Source organism: Streptomyces sp. NPDC049585, from assembly GCF_040675615.1.
Taxonomy (GTDB): domain Bacteria; phylum Actinomycetota; class Actinomycetes; order Streptomycetales; family Streptomycetaceae; genus Streptomyces; species Streptomyces luteosporeus.
The window spans coordinates 36,564-54,660 of sequence record NZ_JBFAPE010000030.1; the positions used below are offsets into that span (position 1 = coordinate 36,564).

Below are 18,097 nucleotides of genomic sequence, written 5' to 3' on the forward strand. Positions count from 1 at the left end.
GTCAAGCGGAATATGATGCGCGGGCGCCAAATGGATTCTCGTGTGTGCAACTGTGCGCCCTGCAACCGGACTTGATCCATGGTTGCGGGCGTGGAAGGTTGATCCGGAACGTTTGCTGCCGAGGCGCAAACCACCGCGGAGGCAGGGACGGTCGTCCTTGGCTCCGGCTCCTCCGGCATGGTCCAGATTCCGCAGTCCCTGGGGAGCGTGGGGAGCCGCCTTCGTGGTGCAGCCAACCGTCATCGGTGTCAGTCCTTTCTGGGAGGCGGACCCGCGACTCGTCGCCGCGGTCCACAGAGCCGGTGGGCTCGGCGTCCTCGACCTCGGCGACGGGGGCCCGCGGGCCCGCGAAGCCCTCGTTCTCGCCCGCCGCTGGACCGGCGGCGCCTTCGGCGTGCGCCTCGCGGAGGGCTGCGCGCTCCGTCCGGACGAGCTGCACGACCGGCACACCCCGGGGCCGCACACCGTCCTGCTCGCCCCCGGCGCCGGCCGGCCCGCCGACTGCGGCGAAGGCGTCACCGTCCTGGCCGAGGTCCGCTCCCGGGCCGAGGCGCGTGCCGCGGTACGGGCCGGGGCGGCCGGTGTCGTCGCGCGGGGCAGCGAGTGCGGTGGCCCGGCCGGCGAACTGTCCACCTTCGTCCTGCTGCAACAGCTGCTCGCCGACACCGAGGTCGGCGTTCCCCTGTGGGCGTGCGGCGGCATCGGGCCGAACACCGCCGCGGCGGCCGTCCTCGCGGGTGCCACCGGCGTCGTGCTCGACGTACAGCTCGCGCTGCTGGAGGACGCGACCGTCCCGCCCGCGCTCGCCCGCCTGCTGCGCACGACGGACGCGGTCGGCACGATCCTCGCCGGCGGACGGCGCCTGCTGGACACCGACCGGCCGGGCACCCCCGCCGACCTGCGGGAGCGCCCCGTGCCGCTGGGACAGGACGCCTTCCTCGCCCGCCGTTTCGCCCGGGACCACCGCACGGTGGGCGCCGCGGTACGGGCCGTGCGCGAGGGAATCGACACCGCGCTGCGGACCCCCGGTGCGCCCGGGGCCCTGCGCCCCGGATCCGCCCTGAGCCGCTCCTTCGGCACCGACCTGCCCGTCGCGCAGGGCCCGATGACCCGGGTCAGCGACCAGGCGCGCTTCGCCGCCGCCGTCGCGGAGGGCGGCGGCCTGCCGTTCCTCGCGCTGGCCCTGTCCGGCCCCGAGCGGACCAGGGCGCTCCTGGAGGAGACCAGGACGGTGCTCGGTGGACGGCCCTGGGGCGTCGGCATCCTGGGCTTCGCGCCGGACGACGTGCGCAGCGCCCAGCTCGAAGCCGTACGCGCCCTGCGGCCCACGCATGCCGTCCTCGCCGGGGGCCGCCCCACGCAGGCCGCCGCCCTGGAGGCCCAGGGCATCCGCACCTTCCTGCAGGTCCCGACGCCCGGGCTGCTCGGGCAGTTCCTCGACGCGGGCGCCCGGCGCTTCGTCTTCGAGGGCGCCGAGTGCGGCGGCCACGTCGGCCCCAGCAACTCCTTCCCGCTCTGGGAGGCCCAACTGGACATCCTGGAACGGTTCCTGGACGACCGCGGGCCACAGCGGGACGAACCACCGGGCATCGAGGTGCTGTTCGCCGGCGGGATCCACGACGAGCGCTCGGCGGCCATGGTCGCGGCCCTGTCCACCGGGCTCACCCGGCGCGGCGCAGCGGTCGGCGTCCTGATGGGCACCGCGTACCTCTTCACCCGCGAGGCGGTGGCGAGCGGCGCGGTCCGGCCGGCCTTCCAGCACACGGTGCTCGGCGCCGAGAGCACGGTCCTGCTGGACACCGCGCCGGGCCACGTCACCCGCTGCGTACCGAGCCCGTACACCACCACCTACCGCGGGCTCCAGGAGGACCTGCGCCGCCAGGGCGTCCGCGGACGGGACGCCTGGGAGCGGCTGGAACGGCTCAACCTGGGACGGCTGCGCATCGCCGCCAAAGGCGTCGAGCGCGTGGACGGCGAACTGTGCCACGTGGGAGAGGAACGCCAGCTCGACGCGGGGATGTTCATGGCCGGCGAGGTGGCGGTGCTGCGCAACGCCACCACGACCGTGACCGCACTGCACCGGTCCGTCACCGACGGGGCGGCCGCCTTCTACGAGCGGCGCGCCGCGGAACTGACCGGCCAAGCCCCGTCCGTGGCCAGAACCGGAACGACCCCGCCCGCCCCCGCGCCCCCACCGCTCGACGTCGCGATCATCGGCATGGCCGGCATGTTCCCCGCAGCCCCCGACCTGCCCGCCTTCTGGGCCCAGATACTCGCCGGCACGGACGCGGTGACCGAAGTGCCCCGGGACCGCTGGGATCCGGACCTCCACCACGGCGCGGACGCGCCCGCCCACGACACCTCGGCCTCCCGGTGGGGCGGCTTCCTGCCCCCCGTCCCCTTCGACCCGCTGCGCTTCGGCATTCCGCCGTCCTCCCTCGCCTCCGTCGACCCCGTGCAACTGCTCGCCCTGGAGGCGGCCCGGCGCGCCCTGGCCGACGCGGGCTACGAGGAGCGCGACTTCCCGCGCGCACGCACCGCCGTGGTCTTCGGGGCGGAGGCCGGCAGCGAGCTGTCCCACGCGACCGCGCTGCGCACCGTCCTGCCCTCCTACCTGGGCGGACGGCTCCCGGAGGACCTGGCGCAGCAGCTGCCCGCCCTCACCGAGGACTCCTTCCCCGGGATGCTCGCCAACGTCATCTCCGGCCGGATCGCCAACCGCCTGGACCTCGGCGGGGCCAACTACACCGTCGACGCCGCCTGCGCCTCCTCGCTGGCCGCCGTCGACATCGCCTGCAAAGAGCTGACGACGGGCACGGCGGACCTCGTCCTGTGCGGCGGCGCCGACCTGCACAACGGCATCAACGACTACGTCCTCTTCTCGTCCGTGCACGCACTGTCCCCCACCGGCCGCTGCCGGCCCTTCGACGCCGGGGCGGACGGCATCGCCCTGGGCGAGGGCGTCGCCTGCGTGGTGCTCAAACGACTGGCCGACGCACAGCGCGACGGCGACCGCATCTACGCCGTCGTCAAAGGCGTCGGCTCCTCCAGCGACGGACGCTCCCGCGGCCTGACCGCGCCCCGGCCGGAAGGCCAGCGCACCGCGCTGGAGCGGGCCTACGCCCAGGCCCGGATCCCACCGGCCCGGGTCGGCCTGGTCGAGGCGCACGGCACCGGCACGGTGGTCGGCGACCGCACCGAACTCGACGTCCTCACCGAGGTGTTCAGGGAATCGGGGGCCGCGCCGGGGGAGTGCGTGATCGGTTCGGTGAAGTCGCAGATCGGCCACACCAAGTGCGCGGCCGGGCTCGCCGGTGTGATCAAGACGGCCCTGGCGCTGTACACCGGGGTGCGCCCGCCGACCCTGCACATCCGCCGGCCCAATCCGGCCTGGCGGCCGGAGAGCAGCCCGTTCGTCTTCCACCAACGGGCCCTGCCGTGGGCCGCGCCGGCGGAGCACCGGGTGGGCGGCGTGAGCGCCTTCGGCTTCGGCGGCACCAACTTCCACGTGGTACTGGAAGGGTGCCACAACGGCGCGCCGCCGCGCCGGGCCGCCGACGCCTGGCCCGCCGAGCTGTTCCTCTTCCGCGGCGAGGCGGCGATCGAGGAGCTGCTGCGCCTGGCGGAGCCGGACGCGGACCGCGCGGCGAGCGGAACGGACGCCGCCGCGGACGGGAAGGACACGCAGCCCTGGCGGCTCCGCGACCTCGCACGCACAGCGGCGCGCCGGGCCGCGGACCCGGCCGCCGGGCCGGTGACCGCGGCCGTGGTCGCCGCCGACCTCGCCGAACTGCCCGGCCTACTGAGGGCCGCGCTGGAAGGCCGCGCGACGCCGGGCGTCTTCACGGGCGGGCCCGAGCGGTACGGCCCCGCGGCTGCCGGTGAGCGGTACGACCCGGCGGCCACCGGCGAGCGGTACGCCCCTGCCGCCGCCGGCGAGCGGTACGGCCCCGCGGCCGCCGCCGGGCCCGGGAACGGCAGGGCCGACCGCGAGAGCGGCACACTGGCCTTCCTCTTCCCGGGCCAGGGCAGCCAGCGGCCCGGCATGCTGGCGGACCTGTTCACCGCCTTCCCCGAGACGCACGAGCACCTGCGCCGGGTCCCGGCCGCCGCGATGTTCCCGCCGGCCGTGTTCGACCCGGCCGGCCGGGACGCACAGCGTGCCCGGCTCGCCGACACCCGGCGGGCCCAGCCCGCCCTGGGCGCCGCCGGCCTGGCCGTCCACGACGTGCTCGCGCAGCTCGGAGTGCGCCCCGACATGGTGGCCGGGCACTCCTACGGGGAACTCGTGGCACTGTGCGTGGCCGGCGCGTTCCCTGCCGCCGACCTGCCGGAGCTGAGCGAGCTGCGCGCCGAGGCGATGCTGGGCGCGGCCGGGGACGAGCCGGGCACCATGGCCGCCGTCGCCGCCGGGGCGACCGCGGTGGAAGCCGTACTGGCCGGGGCCGGGCTCGCCGGCGAGGTGGTGGTCGCGGGCCACAACTCCCCGTCCCAGACGACGGTCGCGGGGCCGGAGCGGGCGGTGCACCGGGCAGCGGCAGCACTGCGGGACGCCGGCTTCGACACGCAACAGCTCGACGTGGCGTGCGCCTTCCACAGCCCGATGATGGCCGGCGCGGCGGAGACCTTCGCCGAAGTGCTCGCCGCCCGCCCCCTGCGGGCACCGCGGATCCCGGTGTGGTCCGGGCTGACCGCGACCCCCTACCCCGAGGACACCGCACACCTGCGGGCCCGCCTCGCCGGACAGATCACGGCGCCGGTGCGCTTCGCCGAGCAGATCGAGGCGATGTACGCGGCCGGAGCGCGGATCTTCGTCGAAGCGGGCCCGGGCACCGTGCTCACCGGCCTGGTGCGTGCCGTCCTCGGCGACCGGCCGCACCTGGCCGTCCCCTTCGAGCCGCACCCCGGGGCGGGGCTGCGCGGCCACCTGGAGGCGCTGGCCCGGCTGGCGGTCGCAGGCGGGGTCCACGTCGACGCGGAAGCGCTGTTCGCCGGCAGGGACGCGGTGGTGGCCGAGCCCGGGCGGGCGCCGCAGCGCCCCGGCTGGATTGTGGACGGGCACCTGGTCCGTACCGCGGACGGCGGGTTGCTGCCCGGGGGACTGCAACCGGCCCGGCGGATCGCACCGCTGACACCGCCGCAGGGCGGTGGCGGCCCGAACGGGACTGCAGGAGCGGACCGGGCGGTCCTCATCCAGGACTTCCTGCGCGGCAGCCGTGAGCTGATTGCGGCGCAGCGGGACGTGCTGCTGACGTACTTCGGCGGGACGGCGGCCGTCCCACCGCAGGCTGCGGCGCCGGTGACGGAGTCGGTTGCCGTTCCCGCACCGGCGGTCACGGCCCTGCCTGCGGAAGCCGAGGAGCCCGACCTGTTGCGCACGGTGCTGGCGGTCATCAGCGAACGGACCGGCTACCCCGTGGAGATCCTCGATCCCCGGCTCGACCTCGAGGCCGACCTGAGCGTGGACTCGATCAAGCGGACGGAGATCGCGGGCGAACTGGTGAAGCGGCTGGGAGGCGCAAAGGCGCGGATCCCGGACGACGCGGACCTGGAGGGCCTGATCCGCGCACGGACCGCGGCGTCGATCGTGGAATGGATGGACGCGCACACGGGCGATCCGGGAGATGCGGAGCCCCCCGCGTCGCACGCGGAGCGGGAGCCGGAGGACACCGCGGCCACGGAGCCGACCGGAGTCGCGCCCCGGCGCTACGTCCTGCACAACACGGCGCTGGACGACGCACCGCCAACCGACGCTCCACCAACCGACGCTCCACCAACCGATGCACCGTCACGCGGTGGCTCCCCGGCCCTGCGGGACACGCACGTCCTCGTGCTCGGCGGCAGCACCGACGTCACCCGGGCCCTCCTCGCCCGGCTCCGCGAGCACGGTGCGCACACGACCCACGCCGACGGCGCGTCGATCGACCCGGCCGGACCGCTGGACGCGGTGATCCTGCTTCCGGGGCCCACCGGCCCCGTACTGCCGGGCGCCTTCCCTCTCCTGAAGGTCCTCCTCCAGCGCGGCCCGCGCCGTCTGCTGTGCGTCCGGCCGGCCGAGGACGACGGCCGAGGCGGCGGAACGAGCGACGGAATGGGCGCTTTCCTGCGTACCGTCGCCCGCGAGTATCCGGACACGACAGCCCGGCTGGTGTCCGTCCCCGACGGACCGGACGCCGACGACGTGGCGGATGTGGTCATCGGGGAACTCCTGGCACCCGACCGGGAGCCCGTCGTCGTCCGCACCGAGGACGGCCGGCGGTTCGGCATCGAGCCGCAGGAGGCCCCACTGGGGCCGCTGCTCACGGACGACGAGTCCACGGCTAAGCGGGCGGCCGAGGCCCTCGGGCTCGGGCCGCAGTCCGTCCTGCTGTTCGCGGGCGGGGCGCGCGGCATCGCCGCCCGCTTCGCCGTGGCCCTCGCGGCCGCCGCCCACTGCCGCATCGAGCTGCTCGGTCGTACCGCTTTGGCCGACGTCCCCGAGCCGCCCGCGACCGCCGGCGTCACCGGGCGCGCCGCACTGCGGGCCGCGCTCGCCGCGGGCGGCGAGCTGCGCCCCGCGGACATCGACCGGCAGGCCGGCCTCGTCCTGGCCCGCCGGGAGATCGAGGCGACCCTGGCCGCGATCCGCGCGGCCGGCGGCGAGGCCCGGTACCGCTGCGTCGACCTGCGGGACGCGGCGGCCGTCGAGCAGGCGGTCAAGGAGACCCACGCCCGCCACGGGCGCCTCGACGGCCTGGTGCACGCCGCCGGCGTCATCGAGGACAGGCTCATCGCCGACAAGGACCCGGCGTCCTTCGCACGCGTCCACGACACGAAGGCGGACAGTGCCCGTACGCTCTTCGCCGCGCTGCGCCGGCTCCCCGCGCCACCCCGCTTCACCGTGCTGTTCGGTTCCGTCGCGGCCGTGCACGGCAACCGGGGCCAGGCGGACTACGCCGCCGGCAACGACGCCCTGGCCGCACTGGGCCGGGCATGGCACCGCTCCACGGGCATGCGGGCGCTGACCGTCCACTGGGGCCCGTGGGCCCCGGACGACACGCACGGCGGGATGGTCGGCCCGGAACTCGCCCGGGAGTACGCCCGCCGCGGCATCGGCCTGATCGACCCGAGGGAGGGGACGCTCGCCCTGCTGCGCGAACTGACCTGGGGCGACGACGGTACGTGCGAGGTCGTCCTCGCCCCTCCGGGGTGGTGACGGTGCCCCAGGGTCACTTCGGGAACCGCCCCCAGGAACCGGTGGCCGTCACCGGCATGGCGGTCACGCTGCCCGGCGCCGACGACCTGGAACGCTACTGGCACAACCTGCGCACCGGCGTGGACGCCATCACCGAGGTGCCGCCGGGGCGCTGGGACCCGGAGGAGTACCGCTCCGGTGCCGTCTACTGCCGGCGCGGCGGCTTCGTCGACGACCGGCTCGCCGGCTTCGACCCCGTCGCCTTCGGCATCATGCCGGACTCCGTCCCGGCCACCGAGCCCGACCAGCTGATCGCCCTGCGCACGGCCGCCGCCGCGATCGCCGACGCGGGCGGCCTGGCCACGGTGCCCCCCACCCGCATCGGCGTGGTGCTGGGCCGCGGCGGCTACCTCACGGCCGGGCTGGCGCGGCTCGACCAACGCGTGCGCACCGCCGGTCAATTGGTCCACACCCTGCGCGAACTGCTGCCCGGGCTCGGCGAGGAGCGGCTGGCCCGGGTCCGTACCGCCTTCGAGGAGGCCCTGGGGCCGGACCGCCCCGAAGCGGCCATCGGCCTGGTTCCCAACTTCGCCGCCTCGCGCATCGCCAACCGGCTCGACCTGCGCGGACCCGCCTACACGGTCGACGCGGCCTGCGCCTCCTCCCTGCTGGCGGTCGACCAGGCCGTGGGCGAGCTGACCGCGGGACGCTGCGACGTGATGCTCGCCGGCGGCGTGCACCACTGCCACGACGTCACCCTCTGGTCGGTCTTCGCCCGGCTCGGGGCCCTCTCCCCGACCCAGCGGATCCGCCCCTTCCACCGGGACGCGGACGGAGTGCTCATCGGCGAGGGCACCGCGGTGCTCGTCCTCAAACGGCTCGCCGACGCCGTGCGCGCCGGCGACCGGGTGTACGCGGTGGTACGGGGCACGGGGGTGGCCGGTGACGGGCGCACCGCCACCCTGGTGAACCCGGACCCGGACGGCCAGACCCGGGCGGTCCGGCTCGCGTGGGAGGCGGCCGGCCTGGACCCCGCCGCCCCCGGCGCGATCGGCCTGCTGGAAGCCCACGGAACGGGAACACCCCACGGTGACGCGGCCGAGATCACCACGCTCCACCGCGTGTTCGGCACCCCGCGCGCGCCGGACGCGGTGATCGGCTCGGTCAAATCCATGATCGGCCACACCATGCCGGCAGCGGGCGCCGCGGGCCTGGTCAAGGCCGCGCTGGCCCTCCACCACCGGGTGCTGCCGCCCACCCTGCACTGCGACGACCCCCACCCCGGGTTGCTCGCCACCCGCTTCCGCCCGTCCCCGCAGGCCCGCCCCTGGGAGGCGGAGGTGCGCCGGGCAGGGGTGAACGCCTTCGGCTTCGGCGGCATCAACGCCCATGTGGTGCTGGAGGAGTTCGCCCCCGCGGCGGGCAGGAGACGCCCCGCGCCCACGGCCCTGCGCGTCGAGGAACCCGAACCGGTCCTGCGGATCGCGGCCGACACGCCGGAGGAGCTGCGCGCACTCCTCGACGCCGAGGACACCCGGCTGCGCGCCGGAGAGCACATCGGCACCGGAGCCACCCGGCTGGTCGTGGCCGGGCCCGGGGCCGAGCGCCTCGCACTGGCCCGCAACGTGGTCGCCCGCGGCCGGGCCTGGGCGGGCCGGCGCGAGGTGTGGTTCGCGCCCCGGCCCCTGCTCGGGGCGGCCGGCGGCCGTACCGCCTTCCTCTTCCCCGGCCTGGAGGCCGGATTCGCCCCCCAGGGCGAGGACGTCGCCCGCCACTTCGGGCTGCCCCGCCCCGCCTGGCAGCAGGCCCGGGTCGGCGCCGTCGCCGAGCACGGCGCCGCCGTCGTCGACGCCGGCCGGCTCCTGGCCACCGCGCTGCGCCGCTGCGGCATCGCCCCCGACGCCCTGGCCGGGCACAGCGTGGGGGAGTGGACCGCCATGGCCGTCGGCGGCATCTTCGCCGACAAGGAAGTGGACGCCTTCCTCAGGGACTTCGACCCCCTGGAACTGCGCGTCCCCGACCTTGTCTTCGTGACCTACGGGGCGCCCGCGGACCAGGTGAGGGCGGCCCTGGCCGGAATCGGCGAGGTGGTGCTCTCCCACGACAACGCCCCGCACCAGTGCGTGGTGTGCGGCCCCGCGGCCCAGGTGGAGAAGGTGACGCAGCGGCTGCGCCGCGACGGCGTGCTCGGCCGCGCCCTGCCCTTCGCGTCCGGCTTCCACACACCGATGCTGGCCCCCTACCTGGGGCCGATCAGGGATGCCATGCGGCGCTTCACCCTGCACCGGCCCTCGGTGCCGGTCTGGTCGGGCACGACCTGCGCGCCGTTCCCGGACGGCGAGAGGGAGGTCCGTGAGCTCGCCGTGCGCCATCTGCTGGAGCCGGTCCGGTTCCGCGGCCTCGTCGAAGCGCTGTACGGGGCCGGGTTCCGGGCCTTCGTCCAGGCCGGCCAGGGCCAGCTGCCGTCGCTGGTCGGTGACATCCTCGCCGACCGCGAGCACGTGGCGGTCACCGCCGGGGGCGGCGCCGGCGGCGACGGCCTCGGCCAGGTGCGGCGCGCCGTGGCCGGCCTGTGGGCGTACGGGGCGGAGCCCGACCTCGCGGCCCTGACCCCCGGAGCAGGCCGCTCCACCGGTACGGCCGCGGTGCCGGCCCGGCCGGGCGTACGGCTCGGCCTGGACGCCGGCCCTGTCCGCCTCGACCCCGCCGCCCGGGAACGGCTCCGCACGGAGCTGCGCGGGGCGCTCGCCGGCGAGGGGACACCGGACACCGGCCGGCTCGCGGACGCCGCGCGGCGACACCCCGAAGCGGCACAACTGCGTGCCCTGCTGACCGAGACGGCCGACGCGGCCGCAGCGCTCTTCGCGGCGCACGACGCTCCCCGAACGGCGGCGGCCCCGGCCACCACGGCCCGCGTCGGCACCGTCCGCGTGGCCCTCGACACCATGCCGTACCTCGCCGACCACTGCTTCTACCGCCAGCGGCCGGACTGGCCCGACATGGGCGACCGCTGGCCCGTCGTCCCCGCGACGAGCCTGATCCGGCACATGACCGAGGCGGCGACCGCGCCCGGCACCGGTGTCACGGTCGCCGTCCGCGACGCCCGCTTCCTCGCCTGGCTGGTCGCCGAGCCCGCCGTCGACGTGACCGTGACGGTCCGCACCGCCCCCGGCCGGCCGGGCCACCGCACCGTCGACTTCGGACCGTACGCACGCGCGGAGATCGAAACCGCCCCCCGCCACCCGGCACCGCCCGCCCGCTGGCCCGTCCCGGCCGACGAGGAGCCGCCCACGGTCTCGGCCCGGCGGATGTACGACGAGCGCTGGATGTTCCACGGCCCGCTGTTCCAGGGCGTCACCGCGGTCACCGGACTCGGTGCACGGCACGTCCGGGGCGTCATCACCGCTTTGCCCGCGCCCGGCGCACTCCTCGACAATGCCGGACAGCTCCTCGGCTACTGGCTGATGGCCACCCGGTCCGAGCGCACGGTCGTGCTGCCGGCCACCATCCGCGAGATCCGTTTCCACGGACCGGAACCTCCCGCCGGTGAGCGCCTCGACTGCCACATCCGCATCACCTCCCTCACCGAAACCCGGCTGACAGCCGACGTTCAGCTCAGCCACCGCGGAATCGTCCGGTGCGAGATCGACGGCTGGGAGGACCGCCGCTTCGACTCGCCCGCCGCCACCGACGCCTTCCGGCGCCACCCCGAGCACAGCACCCTGTCCCGGGCCCGGCCCGGCGGCTGGCACCTGGTCTTCGCCTACTGGCCCGACCCGGCCTCCCGCGAGCTCATGATGCGCAACGTGCTGGGCGGTGCCGAACGGGACGCCTACGCGGCCCGGCCCCGGGAGGACAGAGCACAGTGGCTGCTCGGCCGCATCGCCGCCAAGGACGCCGTACGCCACCACCTGTGGCAGCACGGCGCGGGCCCGGTCTTCCCCGCCGAGATCCGGGTGCGCGACGACGACGGCGGCCGCCCGCACCCCGAAGGAGTGCACGGCCGGGAACTGCCGCCCCTGTCCTTGTCCCTCGCCCACTGCGCGGAAGCGGCCGTCGCCCTGGCCCGTCCGGCCGGCGGAGCGCCGGCCGGCATCGCCGTCGAGGAGATCACCGAGCACCCGAAGGCGGCCCGCGACGCGATCCTGACCCCCGAGGAACACCCGCTGTACGACCGCCTCGGCGGCGACGCCCACACCCTCGTCCGCTTCCGGGCGGCCAAAGAGGCCGCGGCCAAGGCCGAGGGCACCGGCCCGCCGGGACGACCGCGGGACTTGTGCATCACCGTCGCGGACGGTGACCGGCTGACGGTCCGTACGCCGTCCGGCCGCACGTATCCCGTGTCACTCGCCGAGGTCGCCAATCCACCGGGCCTGCGGCCCCGCCGCTACGTCGTCGCCTGGACCGAGGACACCCACCGGCAGCACCACGAGGAGAGCCCTTCATGACCACCACCCCCACGTCCGACACCGTCACCCCCCTCCCGGGGGCCGACGAGAGCGCCGTGCTCGCCGAGGTCACCGAAGCACTGCACGCCGTCCTGCCCGAGCTCGGCCTCGAAGGCACGGCCATCACCATGGACACCCGCTTCGTCGAGGACCTCGACCTGGAGTCCATCGACCTGGTCACCCTCACCGGCGAGCTCGGCCGCCGCTACGGCGACCGGGTCGACTTCCCGGCCTTCTTCGCCTCCCTCGAACTCACCGAGATCATCGAGCTGTCCGTCGGCCGGATGGTCCACTACATCGCAGGGCGCCCGAGGTGACGCAGGCCGGCCGCCCGCGCCTGAACACCGTACGCCTGGGACCACGCGGCGGGCAGACCGTCGTCCTGGTCCACGGCATCGCCACCGACAACCTGACCAGCTACTACTTCACCGTGGCCCCGGCGCTCGCCGCGGCCGGACACGACGTGGTGATGTACGACCAGCGTGGCCACGGCCGCAGTGAGCGCCCCGCCACCGGCTACCGCCTGGAAGACTTCACCGGCGACCTCGCCGCCCTCCTCGACGGCCTGGACACCACCGGGCCGGTACACCTGGTCGGCAACTCCTTCGGCGGCACCGTCGCCTTCGACTTCGCCCTGCACCACCCCGACCGGGTCGCCGGTCTCCTCACCGTGGAGTCCGAGCCGCCCACCGCGGCCTGGGCGGCGAAGATGAGCACCCTCCTCGGGGGCTCGGCGCACCGGCTCCACGACGGGCGGAGCCTGCCCTGGATCGAGCGGACCTACGGCTGGCACGCGGCCCGGCTGGTCCGCCGGGCCCGCCCGCTGCTGCAGGAGACGACGATCGCCGCCGACATCGCGGCCAGCCGCATCCCCGCCGAGGACCGCTGGCGGGAGCTCGACCTGCCCGTCCACGCGGTGTACGGGGCCACCTCCGACCTCGCGGCCATGGCGCCCCGGCTGGAATCCCTGCTCCCCGACTGCCGCACCCACATGGTCCCCGGCCACGGCCACGCCGTCCTCGTGGGCGACCCGCGGACCGTCGGCGCGCTCATCCTCGACCGGCTCGGGGCGGCCCGTCGACAACGGGCGGAGGCCGTCCGGGCATGAGCCGGTTCCTCTTCGTGGTGCCGCCGCTCGTCGGGCACGTCAATCCGACCGTCGCGGTGGCCGCCGAACTCACCCGGCGCGGACACCGCGTCGCCTGGGCCGGGCACCCCGGGCTCGTCGGGGAACTGGCGGGACCCGGAGCCGAAGTCCACCCCTGCGCGACCCCCGCCGACCCGCACCGGCCCCCGCACCTGCGCGGGGTCGCCGCGCTGCGCTTCCTGTGGCAGGACTTCCTCGCCCCGCTCGCCACGGCGATGGCACCCGGCGTCGAACGGGCCGCCGCCGTCTTCCGCCCGGACGTGGTCGTCGCCGACCAGCAGGCGCTCGCCGGAGCCCTGACGGCCGAACGGCTCGGCATCCCCTGGGCGACCTCCGCCACCACCTCCGCCGAGTTCTCCGGCGCGCTCTCCGCCATGCCCAAAGTGGAGGAATGGATCCGGGCACTGCTGGCCGGCCTGCGCGGTACGCTCGGCGACCCGGCGCGCACCCACGACCCCCGCTTCTCGCCCGACCTCGTCCTCGCCTTCACCACCCCCGCCCTGACGGGCGCGTGCGCCCCGCCCCCGCAGACCCGCTTCGTCGGGCCCGCCCTCGCCCGGCGGCGGCCCTCCGCCGCGGACTTCCCCTGGGCGTGGCTGGATCCCGCACGGCACACCGTCCTGGTGTCCCTCGGCACCGCCAACACCGACCTCGGCGGCCGCTTCCTCGCCGAGTGCGCGGCGGCCGTACGGGAGCGGGCACCCCACGTCCAGGCCGTCGTCGCCGACCCGGGCGGGGCACTCGACGGCCCCTCGGACGACACCGTGCTGGCCCTGCGGCGCGTACCGCAACCCGCCCTGCTCGGCCGGGCCTCGGCGGTTGTCTGCCACGCCGGCCACAACACCGTCGCGGAGTCCCTGCTGCACGGGGTTCCCCTGGTCGTCGCCCCCATCCGGGACGACCAGCCCGTGATCGCCCACCAGCTCACCACGGCCGGGGCCGGGATCCGCATCCGGTTCGGCCGCGCCGACCGCCACGCGATCGGCGCCGCACTGGACGCCGTACTGACCACCCCCCGGTACCGCGCGGCCGCCCACCGCGTCGGGGAATCCTTCCGCGCCGCCGGAGGCGCCGCCGCGGCCGCCACCCACCTCGAAGAGCTCGCCCCCGCAGGACCATCCCCCACAGAACAATCCCCCACAGAACAATCCCTCACAGGACAAGGAGGACCGGGAAGACCATGAACCGGACCCAGGAGGTAGCCCGGCTCCGCGTCGACTACCAGCGCGAACTCGCCCTCGGTACCGACCGCTTCCACGAGCCGAAAAGCACCGCGTGCCCCTGGTGCGGCTCCGCGCGCCTGCGCACCCGCCTGCGCACCGTCGACCTGCTCCAGCACAAGCCTGGCACCTTCGTGATCGACCAGTGCCGCGACTGCTCCCACTCCTTCCAGAACCCCCGACTCACCCCCGAGGGACTGAACTTCTACTACCGCGACTTCTACGACGGCCTCGGAGCGGACCTGACGGAATGGGTCTTCAACGGCAGGGGCAACCACAAGCGCTACCGTGCCAGTGCCCGCGCTCTCCTCCCGTTCGGCACCCCCCGCCGCTGGCTGGACGTCGGCACCGGGCACGGGCACTTCCCCCAGACGGCCAGGACGGTGCATCCGGCCACCGTCTTCGACGGACTCGACGTCGGCGAAGGCGTCGAGGAGGGCAAGCGCCAGGGGCGGATCGCCGAGGCGCACCGCGGCTTCCTCACCGACCTCGCCCCCAAACTGGAGGGCAGCTACGACACGGTGAGCATGTTCCACTACCTGGAGCACACCACCGACCCGCGCGCCGAGCTGACCGCCGCCCGGACGGTCCTCGCTCCCGGCGGTCACCTGATCATCGAGGTCCCGGACCCGGAATGCCTCTCGAGCGGGCTCCTGGGGCGTTGGTGGATGCCCTACTTCCAGCCCCAGCATCTGCACCTCATCCCCCTCGCCAACCTCCGCCGCGAACTGGAGTCGCTCGGCTGCACCGTCGTCGCCGTCGAACGGCACGAGCCGCACATCCCGTTCGACCTCACCGGCGCCGCGGTCCTCGCCCTCGTCCACGCGCTCCCGCCCGCCGACGCCCCCTGGCACGCCGCACCGCCCAGCAGCCTGCAGAGCACCGCCCGTGAGGCCCTGTTCTGGTCGTCGGTCCCCTTGCTGGCCGGTGTCTACGGGGTGGAACAGCTGCTCGCCCCGCTCATCCGCCGGACGCGGTTGTCCAACGCCTACCGGATCGTGGCACGCATGTGACGGCGCGCTTCCCGGGGGCGAACCGCCGCGCCACGCGGCGGGCAAATCGCAGCACATCATCTTCAAGAGTCGTATGAACAACGTCGACTGTTGACCCTCTTCCGTTCACCAATTTAAGGTCGCGGGGCTCTTGGAAGAGATCCAGACGACGGAGAACAATGACGTACTCTCCCGGTGCGCGGCCGCGTCCTGCCCGCATGTCCGCACTGCTGCTCGCAGGCGCGCTCGTCGCCTCGGTACCGCCCGCGGCCGTCGCGCAAGCGCCGCATCCCCCCACCACCGACCGTCCTTCCGACTCCGCCCCGCCCACCGGCAGTTGCCGGACCGGCGACGGCTGGACCCTCGCAACCGATCGCATCGACACGGACGACACCCACCACGCCTACGTCGGCAACGGCTACCTGGGCCAGCGCATACCGCCCAACGGCGCCGGCTACAGCGACAGCAGTGCGAAGACCGGCTGGCCGCTGTTCACCCCGAGCTACGACGGCTCGTTCGTCTCCGGCCTCTACGCGCACAACCCGCAGACCGCCGCCGACCGGCAGGCCGTCGCCGCCCTGCCCACCTGGACCGGCCTCACCGTCGGCACCGGCGGGGCACACGCCGATACCTTCAACTCTTTGACGAAAGCGGGTCGAATATCCGGCTATCGTCAGACCCTCTTCCTGCATTGCGGAATCGTCCGCACCTCCCTGACCTGGACCGCCGCCGACGGCCGGGCGACCGACCTGGTCTACGACGTCCTGGCCGACCGCGACGACCCGCACACCGGCGCCGTACGGCTGAGCATCACGCCCCGCTGGAGCGGCCGGGCCACCGTCACCGACCTGCTCGACGGACACGGCGCCCGGCGCATCCGGCAGACCGGCGGCGGCGACCGGACCGCACAGAGTGCTCATGACGGCCGGACCATGGACGTCGCCTTCCGCACCGACGGCACGGACACCGACGGAGCCGTCGCCTCCACCCTGCAGGCCGGCCGCTCCGTGCACCCGTCCACATCCCGACGGGCCGAAGCCGCCCGGGACTTGAGCGCCAGTCAGTCCCTCACCTTCCCCGTCCGCAAGGGCCACGCGTACGAAGTCATCAAGTACATCGGCGTCGACACCGCACTGACCTCGCGCGCGCCCCGTCAGGAGGCCACCGCCGCCTCCCTGCGCGCCGCCCGGCGCGGCTGGGACGGGCTGCTGCGCGCCCACACCGCCGCCTGGGCCCGGCTGTGGCGCTCCGGCATCGAGGTGCCGGGGCAGCGCGACCTGCAGGCATGGGTGCGCTCCGCCCAGTACGGACTGCTCTCCAGCGCCCGGCAGGGCGCGTCCGACAGCATCGCCCCGGCCGGCCTGACCAGCGACAACTACGCGGGCCTCGTCTTCTGGGACGCCGAGACCTGGATGTACCCGGCCCTGCTGGCCACCGCCCCCGACCTCGCCCGGACCGTGGTCGACTACCGCTACCGCACCCTGCCCGGAGCCCGCGAGAACGCGCGCAAGCTCGGCTACCAGGGCCTGTTCTACCCGTGGAACAGCGGCAGCAAGGGCGACCTCGCCCAGGAGTGCCACAGCGTCGACCCGCCCCACTGCCGCACCCAGATCCACCTCCAGTCCGACATATCCCTCGCCACGTGGCAGTACTACCTGGCCACCGGCGACACCGGCTGGCTGCGCGAGCGCGGCTGGCCCGTCATGAAGGGCATAGCCGAGTTCTGGGCCGGCAGAGTCAGTCGCAACACCGACGGCAGCTACTCCATCAAGGACACCGCCGGCCCCGACGAGTACAGCAACGGCGTGAACGACGCCGTCTTCACCAACGCCGGAGCCGTCACCGCCCTGCGCAACGCCGCCCACGCCGCACACCTGCTGGGCGAGCGCGCCCCGGCCGAGTGGACGGCGATCGCCGACCGCATCCGCATTCCGTACGACGCCGCACGCAAGGTCTACCTGCAGTACGACGGCTACGCCGGCAGCAGGATCAAGCAGGCCGACACCGTGCTGCTGACCTACCCCCTGGAGTGGCCCATGCCCCGGGGCGCGGCGGCCGGCACCCTCGACTACTACGCCCGGCGCACCGACCCCGACGGCCCCGCCATGACGGACTCCGTCCACGCCGTCGCCGCCGCCGGCACGGGCGAGGCCGGCTGCTCGACGTACACCTACCTGCAGCGCTCCATCAGGCCCTTCGTCCGCGGCCCCTTCGCCCAGTTCTCCGAGGCACGCGGCGCCAAGGCCGGCGCCGAGGACCCGCTGGCCGGCTCGCCCGCCCACGACTTCCTCACCGGCAAGGGCGGCTTCCTGCAGATCTTCACCAACGGCCTGACCGGCATGCGGATGCGCGAGGACCGGCTGCACCTCGACCCGATGCTGCCCCCGCAGCTCGCCCGCGGCGTCACCCTGCGCGGCCTGCACTGGCAGGGCCGCACGTACGACATCGAACTCGGCGCCCGCGTCACCACCGTCCGGCTCACCGGCGGCGCGCCCATGACCCTCGACACCCCGCAGGGCGCCCGTGTCCTGACCGGGGCCGCCCCGGTCGTCCTCGAAACCCGCCGTCCCGACCTCGCCCCCACCGGCAACCTCGCCCGCTGCACCGCCGCCACCGCCTCCTCCGAGGAGCCCGGCCTGTACGCGGCCGCCGCCGTCGACGGCAACCCGGCCACGGCCTGGGTCCCCGACGGACGGGACGGCGAACTGACCACCGACCTCGGCAAACCGGTACGCGTCACCAAGGTCACCCCCGACTGGAGCGGCCCGGCACCGGCCGCGTACGAGGTCCGCTACTCCCTCGACGGCCGCCACTGGCACGCTGCCGCCCCCGGCGGACGACCGGTGTCCGCGCGCTACGTACGGGTGGTCGTGCACGGCGGGGACAGGGCCGGGTCCCGCACGGGGATCGCCGAGCTGACGGTCTCGTAGCGGATGCGGTGACGAGGCGGCCGGTCCCAGGGCGCTCCCGGGCGCACGGGAATGATGACGCGCGCTCCTGGCACATTGCGTGCGCCCCCGTGCGCTCCCCCGGGGCTCTGGACCGGCCGTGCGCCTCCCGGCACGGTGGACGGCGGCACCCGCCGAAGCACGCTCCCGCATCCAGCCGGTCATGGA

At 75.1% G+C, this 18,097-nt stretch carries 7 protein-coding genes; all 7 read left to right on the forward strand.

Going from position 1 to position 18,097, the window contains the following annotated elements:
- Positions 1-223: 223 nt before the first annotated feature.
- The 7 genes from AB0K17_RS25025 (at position 224) to AB0K17_RS25055 (ending at position 17,911) form a co-directional block, all read left to right on the forward strand.
- Entirely contained in the window at positions 224-7,195 is a 6,972-nt protein-coding gene (locus tag AB0K17_RS25025) for an SDR family oxidoreductase (RefSeq protein WP_365984311.1), read from the forward strand.
- 2 nt (positions 7,196-7,197) lie between these two features.
- The gene (locus tag AB0K17_RS25030) at positions 7,198-11,622 is read left to right on the forward strand and encodes a beta-ketoacyl synthase N-terminal-like domain-containing protein (RefSeq protein WP_365984312.1); all 4,425 of its coding nucleotides are present in this window, start codon (positions 7,198-7,200) and stop codon (positions 11,620-11,622) included.
- Positions 11,619-11,939 (forward strand): phosphopantetheine-binding protein, encoded by a 321-nt coding sequence (locus tag AB0K17_RS25035; protein WP_365984313.1) that lies wholly within the window; start codon positions 11,619-11,621, stop codon positions 11,937-11,939. Before AB0K17_RS25030 ends, AB0K17_RS25035 begins: the two co-directional genes overlap by 4 nt.
- On the forward strand, positions 11,936-12,730 hold the full coding sequence (locus tag AB0K17_RS25040) for an alpha/beta hydrolase (protein ID WP_365984314.1): 795 nt from the start codon (positions 11,936-11,938) through the stop codon (positions 12,728-12,730). Before AB0K17_RS25035 ends, AB0K17_RS25040 begins: the two co-directional genes overlap by 4 nt.
- Positions 12,727-13,953: a glycosyltransferase gene (locus AB0K17_RS25045; protein WP_365984315.1), complete on the forward strand. Its 1,227-nt coding sequence runs from the start codon at positions 12,727-12,729 to the stop codon at positions 13,951-13,953. The genes AB0K17_RS25040 and AB0K17_RS25045 overlap by 4 nt, the downstream gene beginning before the upstream one ends.
- Positions 13,950-15,002: a class I SAM-dependent methyltransferase gene (locus AB0K17_RS25050; RefSeq protein ID WP_365984316.1), complete on the forward strand. Its 1,053-nt coding sequence runs from the start codon at positions 13,950-13,952 to the stop codon at positions 15,000-15,002. Before AB0K17_RS25045 ends, AB0K17_RS25050 begins: the two co-directional genes overlap by 4 nt.
- Positions 15,003-15,199: 197 nt before the next feature.
- The gene (locus AB0K17_RS25055; RefSeq protein WP_365969809.1) at positions 15,200-17,911 is read left to right on the forward strand and encodes a discoidin domain-containing protein; all 2,712 of its coding nucleotides are present in this window, start codon (positions 15,200-15,202) and stop codon (positions 17,909-17,911) included.
- Positions 17,912-18,097 lie beyond the last annotated feature (186 nt).

Excerpts from the sequence above, each read along its gene's own strand:
- AB0K17_RS25055 (WP_365969809.1), top strand. The coding sequence starts at position 15,200 with ATGTCCGCACTGCTGCTCGCAGGCGCGCTCGTCGCCTCGGTACCGCCC.
- AB0K17_RS25035 (WP_365984313.1), top strand. The coding sequence starts at position 11,619 with ATGACCACCACCCCCACGTCCGACACCGTCACCCCCCTCCCGGGGGCC.
- AB0K17_RS25045 (WP_365984315.1), top strand. The coding sequence starts at position 12,727 with ATGAGCCGGTTCCTCTTCGTGGTGCCGCCGCTCGTCGGGCACGTCAAT.
- AB0K17_RS25050 (WP_365984316.1), top strand. The coding sequence starts at position 13,950 with ATGAACCGGACCCAGGAGGTAGCCCGGCTCCGCGTCGACTACCAGCGC.